Origin of the sequence: Desertivibrio insolitus (assembly GCF_017355965.1) — a bacterium.
In the GTDB taxonomy this organism is placed as follows: domain Bacteria; phylum Actinomycetota; class Actinomycetes; order Actinomycetales; family Microbacteriaceae; genus JAFIQW01.
Map to the genome: position 1 here is coordinate 89,188 of NZ_JAFIQW010000006.1, position 15,822 is coordinate 105,009.

Annotated in this window: 15 protein-coding genes; 13 read left to right on the plus strand and 2 right to left on the minus strand. The window is 70.6% G+C overall.

Annotated elements, in window-relative coordinates:
* Positions 1–11 precede the first annotated feature (11 nt).
* From JUB10_RS13415 to JUB10_RS15110, 4 genes are all read left to right on the plus strand, one after another.
* A complete protein-coding gene (locus JUB10_RS13415; RefSeq protein ID WP_207457526.1) occupies positions 12–770 on the plus strand; it encodes an ABC transporter ATP-binding protein in 759 nt (252 codons plus the stop codon).
* A complete protein-coding gene (locus tag JUB10_RS13420; RefSeq protein ID WP_307859236.1) occupies positions 767–2,158 on the plus strand; it encodes an ABC transporter permease in 1,392 nt (463 codons plus the stop codon). The genes JUB10_RS13415 and JUB10_RS13420 overlap by 4 nt, the downstream gene beginning before the upstream one ends.
* Before the next feature lie 203 nt (positions 2,159–2,361).
* Complete coding sequence (leuA, locus tag JUB10_RS13425; protein WP_207457528.1) at positions 2,362–4,128, plus strand: 2-isopropylmalate synthase; 1,767 nt, start codon at positions 2,362–2,364, stop codon at positions 4,126–4,128.
* A 189-nt stretch (positions 4,129–4,317) separates the two neighbouring features.
* Positions 4,318–5,244: a DUF559 domain-containing protein gene (locus tag JUB10_RS15110; RefSeq protein ID WP_207457530.1), complete on the plus strand. Its 927-nt coding sequence runs from the start codon at positions 4,318–4,320 to the stop codon at positions 5,242–5,244.
* A gap of 25 nt (positions 5,245–5,269) precedes the next feature.
* On the opposite strand, the gene JUB10_RS13435 is transcribed toward JUB10_RS15110, so the two are convergent.
* Both JUB10_RS13435 and JUB10_RS13440 read right to left on the minus strand, forming a co-directional pair.
* Positions 5,270–5,938, minus strand: a complete 669-nt coding sequence (locus JUB10_RS13435; protein ID WP_207457532.1) for a trimeric intracellular cation channel family protein — start codon at positions 5,936–5,938, stop codon at positions 5,270–5,272.
* 12 nt (positions 5,939–5,950) lie between these two features.
* The gene (locus JUB10_RS13440; RefSeq protein ID WP_207457534.1) at positions 5,951–7,975 is read right to left on the minus strand and encodes a transketolase family protein; all 2,025 of its coding nucleotides are present in this window, start codon (positions 7,973–7,975) and stop codon (positions 5,951–5,953) included.
* Positions 7,976–8,027: 52 nt separating this feature from the next.
* Here JUB10_RS13440 and JUB10_RS13445 point away from each other — a divergent pair, with 52 nt between their 5' ends.
* The 9 genes from JUB10_RS13445 to JUB10_RS13485 all read left to right on the plus strand — a co-directional run bounded on the left by JUB10_RS13445 (position 8,028) and on the right by JUB10_RS13485 (position 15,596).
* Positions 8,028–9,194 carry an ROK family protein gene (locus JUB10_RS13445; RefSeq protein WP_207457536.1) on the plus strand — a complete coding sequence of 389 codons (1,167 nt, stop codon included), beginning with the start codon at positions 8,028–8,030 and terminating at the stop codon, positions 9,192–9,194.
* Positions 9,195–9,271: 77 nt separating this feature from the next.
* Positions 9,272–9,727: a PTS sugar transporter subunit IIA gene (locus JUB10_RS13450; protein WP_207457538.1), complete on the plus strand. Its 456-nt coding sequence runs from the start codon at positions 9,272–9,274 to the stop codon at positions 9,725–9,727.
* 19 nt (positions 9,728–9,746) lie between these two features.
* Positions 9,747–10,019, plus strand: a complete 273-nt coding sequence (locus tag JUB10_RS13455) for a PTS sugar transporter subunit IIB (protein WP_207457540.1) — start codon at positions 9,747–9,749, stop codon at positions 10,017–10,019.
* A 34-nt stretch (positions 10,020–10,053) separates the two neighbouring features.
* Positions 10,054–11,535, plus strand: coding sequence for a PTS ascorbate transporter subunit IIC (locus JUB10_RS13460; protein WP_207457542.1), 1,482 nt, complete (start codon positions 10,054–10,056; stop codon positions 11,533–11,535).
* 97 nt (positions 11,536–11,632) lie between these two features.
* The gene (recO, locus tag JUB10_RS13465; RefSeq protein WP_207457544.1) at positions 11,633–12,373 is read left to right on the plus strand and encodes a DNA repair protein RecO; all 741 of its coding nucleotides are present in this window, start codon (positions 11,633–11,635) and stop codon (positions 12,371–12,373) included.
* Positions 12,374–12,407: 34 nt separating this feature from the next.
* Positions 12,408–13,196, plus strand: coding sequence for an isoprenyl transferase (locus JUB10_RS13470; RefSeq protein ID WP_207457545.1), 789 nt, complete (start codon positions 12,408–12,410; stop codon positions 13,194–13,196).
* A 138-nt stretch (positions 13,197–13,334) separates the two neighbouring features.
* Entirely contained in the window at positions 13,335–14,720 is a 1,386-nt protein-coding gene (locus JUB10_RS13475) for a glycine--tRNA ligase (protein WP_207457547.1), read from the plus strand.
* Between the two features lie 59 nt (positions 14,721–14,779).
* Entirely contained in the window at positions 14,780–15,448 is a 669-nt protein-coding gene (locus tag JUB10_RS13480; RefSeq protein ID WP_207457549.1) for a DsbA family oxidoreductase, read from the plus strand.
* 1 nt (position 15,449) lies between these two features.
* Positions 15,450–15,596 (plus strand): hypothetical protein, encoded by a 147-nt coding sequence (locus tag JUB10_RS13485; protein WP_207457551.1) that lies wholly within the window; start codon positions 15,450–15,452, stop codon positions 15,594–15,596.
* Positions 15,597–15,822: the final 226 nt, after the last annotated feature.

Here is a 15,822-nt window from a genome sequence, read left to right on the forward strand (position 1 = left end):
AGGCTGGAGGCATGACAACCACCACGACCCGCGGGTTCGTCGCCCGCGTCACCGACCTCGCGAAGTCCTACGGAGAGGGCGCCTCCCGCGTCGTCGCCCTCGACGGGGTGACGCTCGGCCTGCGCGAGGGCGAGTTCACCGCGATCATGGGCCCGTCCGGCTCCGGCAAGAGCACGCTCATGCACATCATGGCCGGCCTCGACTCGCCGACTTCCGGCCGTGCCTTCGTCGGCGACACCGAGATCACGGGCATGAGCGACGCGGAGCTCACGGTGCTCCGCCGCCGGCGGATCGGCTTCGTCTTCCAGGCGTTCAACCTCGTGCCGACCCTCGACGTCAGGGCGAACATCCTGCTGCCGTTCGACCTCGACGGCCGCCGCCCGACCGCGGACGACTCGAGGCGCATCGAGCAGCTGATCGACGCCCTCGGGCTGCGGCAGCGCCTCACGCACCGCCCGCACGAGCTCTCCGGCGGCCAGCAGCAGCGCGTCGCGATCGCCCGCGCCCTCGCCACCCGGCCCGACCTGATCTTCGCCGACGAACCCACGGGCAACCTCGACTCGCGCACGAGCCGCGAGGTGCTCGGCATCCTCGCCGCGAGCGTCCGCGAGTCCGGCCAGAGCATCGCGATGGTCACGCACGACCCCGTCGCGGCGAGCCACGCCGACCGCATCGTGTTCCTCGCCGACGGCTCCGTCGTCGAGGACACCGGCCGCATGGCCGCCGCCGACGTCGCCACCCGCATGCTCGCCATGGAGACGGTCGCGTGACCCGCTCGAAGCTCCGCGACCTCGCCTCGACCCTCCTCGTCGCCGTGCTCGCGAGCGCTTTCGGGGTGTTCCTGCTCCAGGTCAGCGGGATGATCACGGCGATGATCGCCGCCGACGACGTGTCGGAGTTCGCGACGGTGCAGACGATGCTGCAGGCGCTCTCCATCGTGTTCCTGCTGCTCGCGACGTACGTGGGCTCCATCGTCACCGCCAACACGGTGGCGACCGTCGTCGCGGGCCGCGTCCGCACGATCGCGCTCATGCGGCTGCTGGGCTCGAGCGCGGTCGCGGAGCGGCGCGCCATCGCGAAGGAGGGCCTCGTGGCCGGCGCGGCCGGCGCCCTCATCGGCACGGTCCTCGGCACCGCCGCGGCCTGGGGGCTCGAGGTCGCCGGCGACGCGTCCGGCCTGCTCGAGGCCGTACCGCACGGCTGGGCCGACCCGGTGCTGCTCGTGCCGATCGTCGCCGTCGTGCTGAGCACCTGGCTCGCCGCGTGGGCCGGCTCCCGGCGGGTGCTCGCCGTGACGCCCGTGCAGGCGCTCGGCGGCTCCGCCGAGCGGGGCATCGACGACCTCACCCGTCGCCCGGTCCGTACGGCGCTCGCGCTCGGCCTCGCCGTGCTCGGGCTCCTGCTGCTCGGCGTCGGCGTCGCGGTCGGTCTGCTCACGCCGCTCGGGGTGCTCATCGCGTTCCCCGGCGGGCTGCTCGCGTTCACGGGCGTCGTCCTCGGCGCGCACCTCGTCATGCCGCGGGCGCTCCGCCTCATCGGGCGCGCCTTCGGCTCCTCCGCCGCCGCGCGGCTCGCCGCCGAGAACGCGCTCCGCAACCCGGAGCGCAGCACCCGCACCACGATCGGCCTCGTGATCGGGGTCACCCTCATCACGACGCTCGCGGTCGCGATGGAGGGCTACCGCGCCACGGTGCTCGCCTCCGTCGGCGACAGCCCGGTCGTGCGGCAGGCCGTCGACGTGGCGTTCGGCTCGACCGTCGCCGTCTTCGCGGTGCTCGTCGGCTACAGCGCCGTCATCGCCGCGATCGGCATGGTGAACAACCTTTCGATGACCGTGCTGCAGCGCACCCGCGAGCTCGGCCTGCTGCGGGCGCTCGGCTTCACTCGCCGTCAGATCCGCCTCATGATCGTGGCGGAGGCCGCGCAGCTCACGTTCGCCGCGATCGCGGTCGGCCTCCTGCTCGGCATCGTCTTCGGCTGGGCGGGCGCCGCGTCGCTCCTCGGCAGCGTCGATCTCGCCGCCCTCGTGCCGGCCGTGCCGTGGCCGCTCGTCGCGGTGATAGCGGTCGCCGCCGCGGTGCTGACCATCGCGGCATCCGTCACCCCCGCCCGCCGCGCGACGACAGTCTCGCCGGTGACCGCGCTCGCGGTGGACTGAGCCAGCGCCCGCAACGCCGGGCCAACCGAACGGCCGCTCCCTTTCCGGGGGCGGCCGTTCCCGTCATCCGGGAGCCTTTGCTACCCTCGACTCGTGCTGTTCGGTGCGCTTCTCCTTAGTCGCCGCGACGAGTCCTAGATCCAGGCCTCCCTCGTCGCGGAGTTTCGTCATCGGCTGACACGCAAGCGACAAGGAGAGAGATAGTGAAGAACCAGCAGCAGCCCTCGGGCATGCCGATCCACCGGTACCGCCCGTACCACGAGCAGTTCCGCGTGGAGCTGCCCGACCGCACCTGGCCGACGAAGCGCATCGAGACGGCCCCGCGCTGGTGCGCGGTCGATCTGCGCGACGGCAACCAGGCGCTCATCGACCCGATGAGCCCCGAGCGCAAGCGCATCATGTTCGACCTGCTCGTGCGCATGGGCTTCAAGGAGATCGAGGTCGGCTTCCCGAGCGCGAGCCAGACCGACTTCGACTTCGTGCGCCAGCTGATCGAAGAGGACGCGATCCCCGACGACGTCACGATCCAGGTGCTAACGCAGGCGCGCGACCACCTGATCGAGCGCACCTACGAGTCGCTGCGCGGCGCCAAGCAGGCGATCGTGCACCTCTACAACTCGACCTCGACCCTGCAGCGCGAGGTCGTGTTCCGCACCGACCGCCAGGGCGTCATCGACATCGCCCTCGCCGGCGCGCGCAAGTGCCGTGAGATGGAAGCCCTCGTGCCCGGCACCGCGATCTACCACGAGTACTCGCCCGAGAGCTACACCGGCACCGAGCTCGAGTTCGCCGTCGACGTCTGCAACCAGGTGCTCGAGGTCTTCGAGCCGACGCCCGAGCGCAAGGTCATCATCAACCTGCCCGCGACCGTCGAGATGGCGACGCCCAACGTCTACGCTGACTCGATCGAGTGGATGTCGCGGCACCTGAACCACCGCGAGAACGTGCTGCTCTCGCTGCACCCGCACAACGACCGCGGCACCGCGATCGCCGCGGCCGAGCTCGGCTACCTGGCCGGCGCCGACCGCATCGAGGGCTGCCTCTTCGGCAACGGCGAGCGCACCGGCAACGTCGACCTCGTCGCGCTGGGCATCAACCTGTTCACGCAGGGCATCGACCCGCAGATCGACTTCTCCGACCTCGACGGCATCCGTCGCACCGCGGAGTACTGCAACCAGCTCAAGGTGCACGAGCGCAGCCCCTGGGCCGGCGACCTCGTCTACACCGCCTTCAGCGGCTCGCACCAGGACGCCATCAAGAAGGGCTTCGAGGCGATGCAGGCCGAGGCGGATGCCACGGGCAAACCGCTCTCGGATCTCGTCTGGGCCGTGCCGTACCTGCCCGTCGACCCGAAGGACCTCGGCCGCACGTACGAGGCCGTCATCCGCGTCAACTCGCAGTCGGGCAAGGGCGGCGTCGCCTACCTGCTGAAGACCGACCACGCGCTCGACCTACCCCGCAAGCTGCAGATCGAGTTCTCCGGCGTCGTGCAGGCGAAGACGGATGCCGAGGGCGGCGAGGTCACGAGCGACGAGATCTGGCGGATCTTCCAGGACGAGTACCTGCCCGCCCGTGACGTGGAGGACAAGTGGGGCCGGTTCGAGATCACCTCGACCCGCACCTCGAGCGACCTCGGGGGAGAGGTGCACCTCACGGTGGACCTCCGCGACGGCGAGTCGGTCTCGCCCGAGACGGCCACCGGCAACGGCCCCATCGCGGCATTCCTCGCGATCCTGCAGGAGCGCGGCATCGAGGTGCGCCTCTTCGACTACGTGGAGCACGCGCTCAGCGCCTCCGGTGACGCCCTCGCCGCCGCGTACGTCGACCTCGAGGTCGCCGGCCGCCGCCTGTGGGGTGTCGGCATCGACGCGGACATCTCCACGGCGTCGCTCAAGGCCATCGTGTCAGCGGTGAACCGCGCGGTGCGCGCCCCCGTCGACGAGGCGGAGCTGCTGGCCGCGTCGGTGTAGCCCCGCGGCACCCGCGACGCTTCGCCGAGAGCGCGCGAATCGACTCAACCTCTCCCCGTTGCGTCGATTTGCGCGCTCTCGCCGTCCCCTGTGGAGGGCGAGAGCCCTTGGGGCGCCCTGCGGATGCATCGTGATGGGGTGCCACGTCGAGTTTCCCTGCCGGCCACGCTCTCGGCTAGACCCTTTCTCGTGCGGGAGGCGCACGACTCGCAAGTGGGGGAAGGGCGGCTGCGGAGCCGCGATCTCGACAGAACCTTCCACGGCGTGCGACAGGTCCGCGGGGGCGCGCCCGAGTCCGCGGTCGCGCGGCTGGCGGAGTTGTGTCGCGCCTACGCACCACTGCTTCGTCCCGGCGAGCGGTTCTCGCACGTGAGCGCGGCCGCGCTGTACGGGCTTCCATTGCCGCTCGAGCCACCGGATCCGATCGTCGACATCACTGCTCCTGTCGGACTCACTCAGGTCAGACGCCCCAATGTCCGCTCGCGCCGAAACGCGAACAGCGAGATCCGCTACCGCCAAGGTCTCCCGGTGTCCTCTCCAACCGCCCTGTTCTGCGAGCTGGCGACGCTGCTCAGTCCGGACGACCTGGTCGCCGTAGGCGACGCGCTCGTGCTCTCGGCTCGTCTGCCGAGCGGCAACCGACAGCGTCCGATGGTTCGGTTGACCCGCCTGCACGAGGCGGTGGCGTCCGCGTCGGGCAGTCGCGGTTGCCGTACGGCGCGACAGGCCGTCGCCCTGGTCAGGGAAGGGGTGGAGTCTCCGATGGAGACGAGGCTGAGACTACTCGTCGTCCGCGATGGACTCCCGGAGCCGCTTCCCGGAGTGCCGATCGTGGTCCGGGGGCGTCTCCTCGGCTACGCGGATCTGATGTGGCCGACGCTTCGCCTCATCCTCGAGTACGACGGAGATCAGCACCGCAGCGACCTGACGCAGTACGAGCGGGACATCCGTCGCCTCGAGTCCTTCGCCGACGAAGGTTACGACACCATCCGAATCAGAAGTCGCGGCCTGCTGCTCGAGCCGGATGCCACCGCCGAGCGCATCCGCGCGCGCTACCTCCGCCGCGCCGCCCAGTACGGCGAGAGCGCGCAGATCGACGCAAACGAACTGCCTTAGGTCGGTTCGCGCACTCTCGGCGCACCTACTGCGCCGACGACCGCCGCCGCCGGAACCGCGGCCGCCCGAACGCGCGCTGCTCCGGCAGGCTCCATCCGAAGCGCACCGCGAGCAGGCGCACGAGCATCGTGACCGCCACGCACGCGATCGCGGTCGACACGGGGTCGGCGCCGAGGGCCGGCAGCGTCACCGCGATGACCGCGCCGATGCCCGCCGCCACCGCGTAGAGCGAGCCGACGTGCATGAGCGCGATGGGGGAGTTCAGCAGCAGGTCGCGCATGACGCTCCCGCCCACGGCGGAGAGCACCCCGATGAACACGGCGGGCACCTCCGGCAGCCCGGCGGCGAGCGCCTTCGACGTTCCGATCGCGCAGAACAACCCGATCGTGAGCGCGTCGAGAACCGTGATGACCGTGTCGAGTCGGCGCACCAGCCGCTCGAGCGCCATGCCCGCGAGGGCGGCGAGGGTCGCCGACAGCAGGAACCAGTTCGACGAGAACGCGGCCGGGGTCACGTTGAGGAACAGGTCGCGCAGCAGACCGCCGCCGAGGCCGGTCGCGATGCCGATGATCCCGACCCCGAGCAGGTCGAGCCGTCGGTCGCGGTATCCCGCGGCGAAGGTCGCGCCCTGCAGCGCGCCGATGGCCACGGCGAGGGCGTCCGCCCAGAGCGGCACGAGGAAGGGCTCGGTCACCCCGAAGTCATATCACCGAGCGGGCAGCTCCGCCGACAGCGTGTCACGCGCCGCCTTGAGCACCGCGTCGAGCGAGATCCCGCGCAGCCGCAGGATGTCCTTCCCTGCCCCCGACTCGCCGAACTCCTCGACCGAGACTACGCGCCCCTCGAGTCCGACCCAGCGGTACCAGGCGTCGCCCCGCCCCGCTTCGACCGCGACGCGGGAACGGATGCCGCGCGGCAACACCTCCTCGCGCACCGCGTCGTCCGCCGCGGCGAACCACTCGACGCTCGGCACGGAGATCACGCGTACCTCGACGCCGTCCTCCGCGAGCCGTCGGCCGGCCTCGAGAGCGAGCGCCACCTCACTGCCGGTGGCCAGCAGCGCGAGGTCGCGTCCCTCGCCGTGCTGCCACACGACGTAGCCGCCCTCCCGCACGCGCCGGTCGAGGTCGTCGCGCACGGGGAGCACGGGCACGTCCTGTCGCGACAGCACGAGGGCGACCGGACCCGTTCGATGTTCGAGGATGCCGCGCCAGGCGGCGACGACCTCGTGCGCGTCGGCGGGCCGGAGCACCGTGAGTCCGGGTACCGTCCGCAGCGAGGCCACCTGCTCGACCGGCTGGTGCGTCGGCCCGTCCTCTCCGACGGCGACCGAGTCGTGGGTGAAGACGTAGACGACCGGCAGCCCCATCAGGGCGGCGAGCCGCAGGCTCGGCCGCAGGTAGTCGCTGAAGACGAGGTAGGTGGAGCCGTACGGGCGCCAGAGGCCGTGCAGCGCGATCCCGCTGAGCATCGCGGCCATCGCGTGCTCCCGAATGCCGAAGGGGATGAACGCGCCGCCCGGATGCTCCGCCGACACCGCGACGCCCGGCACGGCGACGTTCGTCGACTCGGACAGGTCCGCGGAGCCCCCGAAGAGGACTCCAGCGCCGTGCAGCGCCTTGAGGGCTGCGCCGCTCGTCTTCCGGGTGGCCACCGCGGCGCCCTCGGCGGGCAGCTCGAGCGCGTCCAGCACCGATCCGTCGGCCACGGCGATGGACCTCCGGCGCTCGGCATGTTCCGCGTGCTCCTGCTGCCATCTCGCGTGCCGTTCCTCCCAGTCCTCGCGGAGGGCGCGACCACGGTCGAGCGCGGCCCGCGTCACCGCGAGCACCTCGTCCGGCACGAGCTGCTCGAGCGCGGCATCCGGTGCGAAGCCCAGTCCGCTCTTGATCGCGGCCACGTCCTCCTCACCGAAGCCGCCCGCGTGCGCGGCCGGCGTCGCCTGCTTGGAGGGGGAGGGCCAGCCGATCGTGGTGCGCAGTGCCACGAGGGTCGGCGCGCCGGTGCGCGACCGGGCCTCGAGCAGCACGCGCTCCAGCCCGTCCAGGTCGCGGAAGTCGGGCGCCTCGAGCACCCGCCAGCCGTAGGCGCGGTAGCGGGCGCGGACGTCCTCGCCGAAGGTGATCCCGGTGGGGCCGTCGATCGTGATCCGGTTGTCGTCCCAGATCACGACGAGGTTGTCGAGGCCCTGGGTCCCCGCGAAGCTCGACGCCTCCGCCGACACGCCCTCCTGCAGGCAGCCGTCTCCGGCGACGACCCACACGGTCGGGTCGAAGACGTCCGTGCCGGCGCCGTGCAGGGCGCTGTCGCGACGGGCCGCGAGCGCGAGGCCGACGGCGCTCGCGACTCCCTGCCCGAGCGGTCCCGTGCTCATCTCGACTCCCGCGGTGTGGTGGAGTTCCGGATGACCGGGGGTGCGCGAGCCGAGGCTGCGGCTCTTCATGAGTTCCTCGAGCTGGAGGTCGTAGCCGGTCAGGTGGAGCTGCGTGTACAGCAGAAGGCTCGCGTGTCCGGCCGACAGGATGAAGCGGTCTCGTCCCTCCCAGTCGGGCCGGGTGGGGTCGTGGCGGAGCACCCGCTGGAACAGCACGTGCGCGAGGGGAGCGAGGGCCATCGCGGTGCCGGCGTGCCCGTGTCCCTTGGCCTGCACGACGTGCGCGGGGATGGCGACGGCGGCGGCGACCGCCCGGTGCTCGGCGGCGGACGAGGAGGAGAAGACGTCGATGGCCATGCCCGACACTTTGGTATATAAATATCCCTAAGTCAATCGAAGGTGAGGCGCGGTGCCGAGAACGCCGACCACCGGTTCCGGTGTCGTACTGGAGCTCATCCGCCGTGGCGAGGCGAAGACCAGATCGGACCTGATCGAGCATCTGGGGTGGTCGCGGGTCACGCTCTCGCGGCGCCTGGACGAGCTGCTCGCCCACGGTCTGATCGTGCGCGCGGGCCAGTTGAGCTCCAGCGGCGGCCGCCCTCCGGAGGAGTTCGCGGTCAACAAGGACGCCGGGCTGATCCTCGCGATGGACATCGGCGGCTCCCACACACGGCTCGGCATCACCGACCTCATGTCGAACGTCCTGCGCGAGGACGAGGCGGACATCGGTCTGTACGACGGCCCCGACGACATCTTCGAATGGGCGCTCCAGGTCTTCGACTTCCTGCTCGACGCCCTCGACCGCGACCGCAGCGACGTCAGGGCGATCGGGGTGGGAGTGCCCGGTCCGGTGGACGCCGTCACCGGGCGACTCGGCAGCCCCCAGCTCGACCACCGCTGGGAGGAGGTGCGGGTCGACGACTACTTCAAGGGCTTCGACGCGGTCTTCGCGGTCGATCGCGACGTCAACATCCTGGCCCTCGGCGAGACGCGGCTCAGTTGGCCGGAGTACCGGGACCTCACCGTCGTCAAGGTCGGCATGGGCCTCGGCTGCGCATTCGTGCTCGACGGGCGGATCTACCGGGGGAGCCGAGGCGGAGCAGGACAGCTGAGCGCCCCGCGCTCGAACGGGCAACCCCTTCAACGGCTCGAGGCGATCGCGAGCGGCCGCATCATCCAGTCGCAGCTCGAGGAGTCCGGTGTCGAGGTGCGCACGAGCGCCGACATCGTGAGACTCGCCCGGGAGCACCACCCAGGAGTGCTCCGCATGCTGGAGGAGATCGGCCGGGAGATCGGCGAGGCCCTCGCGGATGTCGCCGGGCTGCTGAACCCACAGGCCGTCATCGTCGGCGGCACGCTCGCGGAGACGGGGGAGCGGCTCACGGCCGGCATCCGCTCGGCCCTGCTGTCCAACACCCACGAGTTCACCCGGCGGGGCCTCGTCGTCGAACGTGCACGGCTCGGCGACAAGGCGGGCGTACGCGGGGCGTCGCTCCTGGCGCAGGACCGGCTGTTCGACGCAGAGCGGGTCAGTGCCCTCAGCAAGGCTCCTGCAACCCCCCTCGACACGCCGTAGTCTTTCGATCAGAGTTGGTCAAAAGGGGGTCGCTGACCCTAGGCTGAGGCCGCAAGCGACCTGACGAAGGAGACGACGTGAGCCTGGCCGACCAGCTGCCCGAAGGGACCATCGCCACGAAGGCGGTGGCGAAGGACTGGCGCGAGGCCATCCGCCTCGCCGGCGACGGCCTCGTCGCGGGCGGGGTCGCGACGGAGCAGTACACGACGGAGATGATCGAAGCCGTCGAGAAGCACGGGCCCTACATCGTCGTCGCACCCGGCTTCGCGCTCGCGCACTCGCGGCCGTCGCCCGCCGTGCTCGGCACCGGCATCAGCTGGGTCGGGCTCGCGGAGCCCGTCGCCTTCGGCAGCGCCGCCAACGACCCCGTCACCCTCGTGGTCGGGCTCGCGGCGCAGGACCACGACAGCCACCTCGCCGTCATGTCGTCGCTCGCCGGCGTGCTGGCGGACGAGAACGTCCTCCGCGAACTCATCGCGGCGGAAACCCCAGAGCAGGTGCGGGCACGTCTCGCCGAGCTCGAAACCGAGTAAGAGCCAGGAAGGGCGAGAAATGAAGATCGTCGCAGTCTGCGGCATGGGGATCGGCACCTCGGTGCTCCTCAAGATGAACGCCGAGAAGGCGCTCCGCGCGATGGGAGTCGACGCCGACGTGGAGGCCGCCGACATCGGGACGGCCAGGGGCGCTGCGCGCACCGCCGACGTCGTGCTCACCTCCGACGAGCTCGCCCCGGAGATCGGGGAGGTGCCGGCGAAGGTCATCGTCATCAAGAACTTCACCGACGTCAACGAGATCACCGAGGCGCTGCAGAGCAGCATCGCCTGACCCGCCACACCACACGACAACGAAGGAGACCTCAATGGAGTGGTTCGTCGCCGTCCTGAACTTCATCGGGCAGCAGATCCTCAACGTGCCCGCGTACCTCATCGGCATCATCACCGCGATCGGCCTCATCGCGCTCAAGCGCTCCGCGGGGCAGGTGATCGGCGGTGGCCTGAAGGCGGCCCTCGGCTTCCTGATCCTCGGTGCCGGCGCCGGCGTGGTCGTCGCGTCGCTCGAGCCGCTCGGCAACCTGATCCTCGCGGTCACGGGCGCGCAGGGCGTCATCCCCACTAACGAGGTGATCACGGCCATCGCTTCCGAGCAGTACGGCGCGCAGAGCGCCTACGTGCTCGTGCTCGGCTTCATCGTGATGCTGCTGCTCGCGCGGTTCACGCCTCTGAAGTACATCTTCCTCACCGGTCACCACATGGTGTTCATGGCTCTGCTGCTGACGGTGGTGCTCTCGGTGGGCTTCGGCGAGGAGCTGGGCTGGCTCGTCGTGCTCGTGGGTGCGCTGCTGCTCGGCGTCATCATGGTCGTGATGCCGGCATTCGCCCAGCCGTGGATGCGCAAGATCACCGGTGACGACAGCCTCGCGATCGGTCACTTCGGCACCCTCGGCTACATCGCCGCCGGTGCCAGTGGTCAGGCGCTCGGTCGCCGCAGCCGCTCGACCGAGGAGATCCGCTTCCCGCAGGGCATGAAGTTCCTGCGCGACTCGATGGTCGCCACCGCGCTGTCGATGGTGCTGATCTACCTGGTCTTCGCGATCTGGGGTCTCATCGCTCTTCCTCTCGAGGAGGCGCTCGGCTTCTTCGGCAGTGAGGACGCCGGGGCGTACATCATGGACGCCTTCGCGCTGGCCCTCCAGTTCGGTGTCGGTGTCGCCGTCATCCTGTTCGGTGTGCGCACCGTGCTCGGTGAGCTCGTTCCCGCCTTCCAGGGCATCGCGGAGAAGGTCGTGCCGGGAGCCAAGCCCGCGCTGGACATCCCGATCGTCTTCCCGTTCGGTGCGAACGCCGTGCTGATCGGCTTCCTCTCCTCCTTCGCGGGCGGCCTCATCGCCCTCGCCGTGCTCGCCATCTGGCTGAACCCGGTGTTCGGGCTCGCGCTGATCCTGCCGGGCATGGTGCCCCACTTCTTCACCGGTGGTGGCGCGGGCGTCTTCGGCAACGCGACGGGCGGCCGCATCGGAGCGATGGTCGGCGGTTTCGTCAACGGCGTGATCATCACGATCCTGCCGGCCGTGCTGCTGCTGGTGCTCGGCGAGTTCGGCTTCGCCAACTCGACCTTCGGCGACGCCGACTTCGGCTGGTTCGGCACGCTGATCGGCGTCAGCCTGCTCGGCGGCCCGGCCATCGGCGTCGTGCTGAGCATCGTGATCGCGGTCGTGCTGGTCGTCGCCGCCTCGGTGTTCCAGCGTCGCGTCGTCGACCGCGGGTGGACGCCGGGCGCCGCCCGTGACGCGCACCTCGCGGAGATCGCGGAGCGGGAGAAGGCAGCCAAGGCCAACGCGTAGCGGTGGAAGGAAGGAGCCGGGCCGGGATCGGTCCGGCTCCTTTTCTTAACGCCCGCGCCTCCCGGCATCCGGAGCCCCGCGCCGCCGATAATGGATCGTGCGCACCTACAAGGACGAAGTCGTCGTCCTCCGCACCCACAAGCTGGGGGAGGCCGACCGCATCGTCACCTGCCTGTCCCGGCAGCACGGCAAGATCCGTGCCGTCGCCAAGGGCGTACGTCGGACGGCCAGCCGGATCGGGTCGCGGCTCGAGCCGTTCATGGTGGCCGAGGTGCAGTTCTACGAGGGGCGCTCGCAGCTGCACACGGTGCAGCAGGTCGAGTCGCTCGGCGCGTACGGGGCGGAGATCGTGGCCGACTACGCCGCGTACACCGCGGCGTCCGCGATGGTCGAGACCGCGGACCGGCTGACGGATGCCGACGCGAGCCTGCAGCAGTACCTGCTGCTCGTGGGGGCCCTCCGCTCCCTGTCGCGGCACGAGCACGCCCCGCGGCTGACGCTCGACTCCTACCTGCTGCGCGCCCTGTCGATCGCGGGCTGGGCGCCGAGCTTCGTCGACTGCGCCGTCACGGGTGTCCCGGGGCCGCACTCCGCGTTCGTCGTGCAGATGGGCGGCGTCGTCTGCGACGAGGCCGCGCCTCCCGGGGCGCCGCGGCTCGACGCCGACACGCTCCGGCTGCTCGCCTCCCTCCTCGCCGGCGACTGGCCCGTGGCCGAGGCCGCGGCCGAGCGCACGCTCAACCAGGCATCCGGAGTCGTCGCCGCCTACACGCAGTGGCACCTCGAGCGCGGGCTCCGCAGCCTCGAGCACGTCGACCGCTCCGCCGCCGTCCGCTGAGGAGCGGGTTAGCCCGCACCGGCGATAATCGACTGTGCCCAAGACCCATAAGGACGCCGCGGAGTTCCGCCCGCTCGACTGGACCGGCGAGCAGCCGCCGCAGCTGCCGAAGATCCCCGAGCACGTCGCGATCGTCATGGACGGCAACGGCCGCTGGGCCAACGCGCGCGGGCTCACCCGCATCGAGGGGCACCGCGCGGGCGAGGCGAGCCTCCTCGACGTCGTCGCCGGCGCGATCCAGATCGGGGTCAAGCACCTGTCGGTGTACGCGTTCTCGACCGAGAACTGGGTGCGCTCGCCCGACGAGGTGCGCTTCCTCATGGGCTTCAACCGCGAGGTGCTGCACCGACGCCGCGATCAGCTCAACGAGTGGGGCGTCCGCATCCGCTGGGCGGGCCGCAAGCCCCGGCTCTGGACGAGCGTCATCAAGGAGTTGCAGTTCGCCGAGCGGATGACCTCGCACAACGACGTGCTCACGCTGACGATGTGCGTGAACTACGGCGGTCGCACCGAGATCGCGGATGCCGTGCGCTCGATCGCCGACGACGCGGCATCCGGCCGGCTGCGCCCCTCGGCCGTGACGGAGAAGACGATCGCGAAGCGGCTCTACACGCCGGAGCTGCCCGACGTGGACCTGTTCCTGCGTAGCTCGGGGGAGCAGCGCACCTCGAACTTCCTGCTCTGGCAGAGCGCCTACGCCGAGATGGTCTTCCTCGACACGCTGTGGCCCGACTTCCGTCGCGCGCACCTGTGGGACGCCATCCGCATCTACGGATCGCGAGACCGCCGCTTCGGCGGCGCGATCGACGCCCCGACCGCCTGACGCGTCGGCCCCGGCGCGACATAAACGACCAAAAACCGACCGACGGATGCCTCGGCGCCGCCCCCTCGGCCGCGTTCACTAAGCTTGCCTGTCGAACCTCGACCGGGCACCCAGCTCGGCCCGACCCCTGGAGCACCTGTGGCCAACTCAGCCCTCGATTCCGTCATCTCCCTCGCGAAGCGTCGCGGCTTCGTCTTCCAATCCGGAGAGATCTACGGCGGATCCCGCTCCGCCTGGGACTACGGGCCGCTCGGCGTCGAGCTCAAGGAGAACATCAAGCGCCAGTGGTGGCAGACGTTCGTGCGCGGCCGTGGCGACATGGTCGGCCTCGACTCGGCGATCATCCTGCCGAAGCGGGTCTGGGAGGCATCCGGTCACGTCGCGACCTTCACGGACCCGCTGACGGAGTGCCAGAACTGCCACAAGCGCTTCCGCGCCGACCACCTCACCGAGGAGTTCCAGGCGAAGAAGGGCCGCGCCCCCGAGGGCGGTCTCGCCGAGGTCGCCTGCCCCAACTGCGGTGTGCGCGGTCAGTGGACCGAGCCGCAGAACTTCTCCGGCATGCTCAAGACCTTCCTCGGGCCGGTCGACAACGAGGAGGGCCTGCACTTCCTCCGTCCGGAGACCGCCCAGGGCATCTTCGTCGACTTCGCCAACGTGCTCACCGCGAGCCGCATGAAGCCCCCGTTCGGCATCGGCCAGGTGGGCAAGGCGTTCCGCAACGAGATCACCCCCGGCAACTTCATCTTCCGCACCCGCGAGTTCGAGCAGATGGAGATCGAGTTCTTCACCCCGCCGGAGGAGGCGCCGGAGTGGTTCGACCATTGGGTCGATGCGTCGATCAACTGGTTCCTCGACCTGGGGCTGCCGGAGTCGAGCATCCGCCGCTTCGACGTGCCCGACGGCGAGCGCGCCCACTACTCGGCGGCGACCGCCGACATCGAGTTCGACTTCGGCTTCGCCTCGGGCGACGGCTGGGGGGAGCTCATGGGCATCGCGAACCGCACGGACTTCGACCTGTCGAACCACATCCGCGAGTCGGGCGCCGACCTGCGCTACTTCGACCAGGCGTCGGGCGAGCGCTACGTGCCCTACGTCATCGAGCCGTCCTTCGGTCTCACCCGCGCCCTGATGGCGTTCCTCGTCGCGGCGTACGCCGAAGACGAGGCGCCCAACACGAAGGGTGGCGTCGACAAGCGCACGGTGCTGCGCCTCGACCGCCGGCTCGCCCCGGTCAAGGCCGCGGTGCTGCCCCTGTCGCGCAACGAGCAGCTCTCGCCCGTCGCCCGCGGTCTTGCCGACGACCTGCGCAAGGTGTGGAACGTCGACTTCGACGACGCCGGAGCGATCGGTCGCCGCTACCGCCGCCAGGACGAGATCGGCACCCCGTTCGCGATCACGGTCGACTTCGACACCCTCGAGGACAAGGCCGTCACCGTGCGCGAGCGCGACACGATGCAGCAGGAGCGCGTCTCCCTCGACCGGCTCCGCGGTTACCTCGCGGAGCAGCTCGTCGGCGCGTGACCGGAGCGGATGCCGCGCGGCCCGGGAATACGCCCGCGGCCGCGGGGGTTGGCCTCGGGGTGACTCCCATCAAGGTCGACATCTGGTCCGACATCGCCTGCCCCTGGTGCTACATCGGCAAGCGCAAGTTCGAGGCCGGGGTGGCCGCGTACGGCGGTGAGGTCGAGGTCGAGTACCACTCCTTCGAGCTCTCGCCTGACACCCCCGTCGACTTCGACGGCTCGGCCGCCGACTTCCTCTCGGGGTACAAGGGGCTGCCCCTCGCTCAGGTCGAGCAGATGATCGAGCGGGTCGTCACGATCGCCCGCTCCGTCGGACTCGACTACGACTACGACGCCCTCCGTCAGACCAACACCGTGAAGGCGCACGAGCTGCTGCACTTCGCGAAGACGCACGGCAAGCAGCTCGAGATGAAGGGGCGCCTCCTGCGCGCCTACTTCATCGAAGGCGGCCACGTCGGTCGCGTGGAGGACCTCGCCGACCTCGCCGCTGAGATCGGGCTCGACCGCGCAGAAGCCCTCGCCGCCCTCACCGAGGAGCGCCACCTCGCCGACGTGCGCGAGGACCAGAAAACCGCTCGTGACCTGGGCATCAACGGGGTCCCGTTCTTCGTGTTCGAGGGACGCTTCGGCGTCTCCGGCGCCCAGGAGGCCGCGACGTTCGCGAACGTGCTCCAGCAGGTCGCCGCGCAGCGCGACGAGGTCGTGCCGGCCGGGGCGGACGCCTGACATGACGGATGCCGCACGCGACGAGCGCCCGGCGCTCACCCTCCTCGGCGACCCCGACGCGGTCGTCTGCGAGGGCGACGTCTGCGCCGTCCCTGCGCTCGACGAGCGCGCGATCGTGAAGCAGCGCCTGGACGCCGGCCTGATCTGAGCCGCGGACCCCACGGCAACTCTTCTGGTCGCCGGAACGGGGGACACGGGCGGTCCCTCGGGCGTGTCTGAATGCACGCCCCGTTGACGGCGCGGGCGGGGTGTGGCACGCGCGCGTTCTGAGGAAGCGGTAGTCGCCGGCGCGGTGCTATCGGGCCCGTGTAAACGGCGGGTTAAATCGGCCTGAGCTTCGGGGCGATCGGTTGACCCCCGTTCGAGGGGTCCGT

Bases quoted from the DNA above. Each gene is read 5' to 3' on its own strand.
- JUB10_RS13415 (WP_207457526.1), top strand. From the start codon at position 12: ATGACAACCACCACGACCCGCGGGTTCGTCGCCCGCGTCACCGACCTC.
- JUB10_RS13440 (WP_207457534.1), bottom strand. From the start codon at position 7,975: ATGGCCATCGACGTCTTCTCCTCCTCGTCCGCCGCCGAGCACCGGGCG.
- JUB10_RS13455 (WP_207457540.1), top strand. From the start codon at position 9,747: ATGAAGATCGTCGCAGTCTGCGGCATGGGGATCGGCACCTCGGTGCTC.
- JUB10_RS13460 (WP_207457542.1), top strand. From the start codon at position 10,054: ATGGAGTGGTTCGTCGCCGTCCTGAACTTCATCGGGCAGCAGATCCTC.
- JUB10_RS13485 (WP_207457551.1), top strand. From the start codon at position 15,450: ATGACGGATGCCGCACGCGACGAGCGCCCGGCGCTCACCCTCCTCGGC.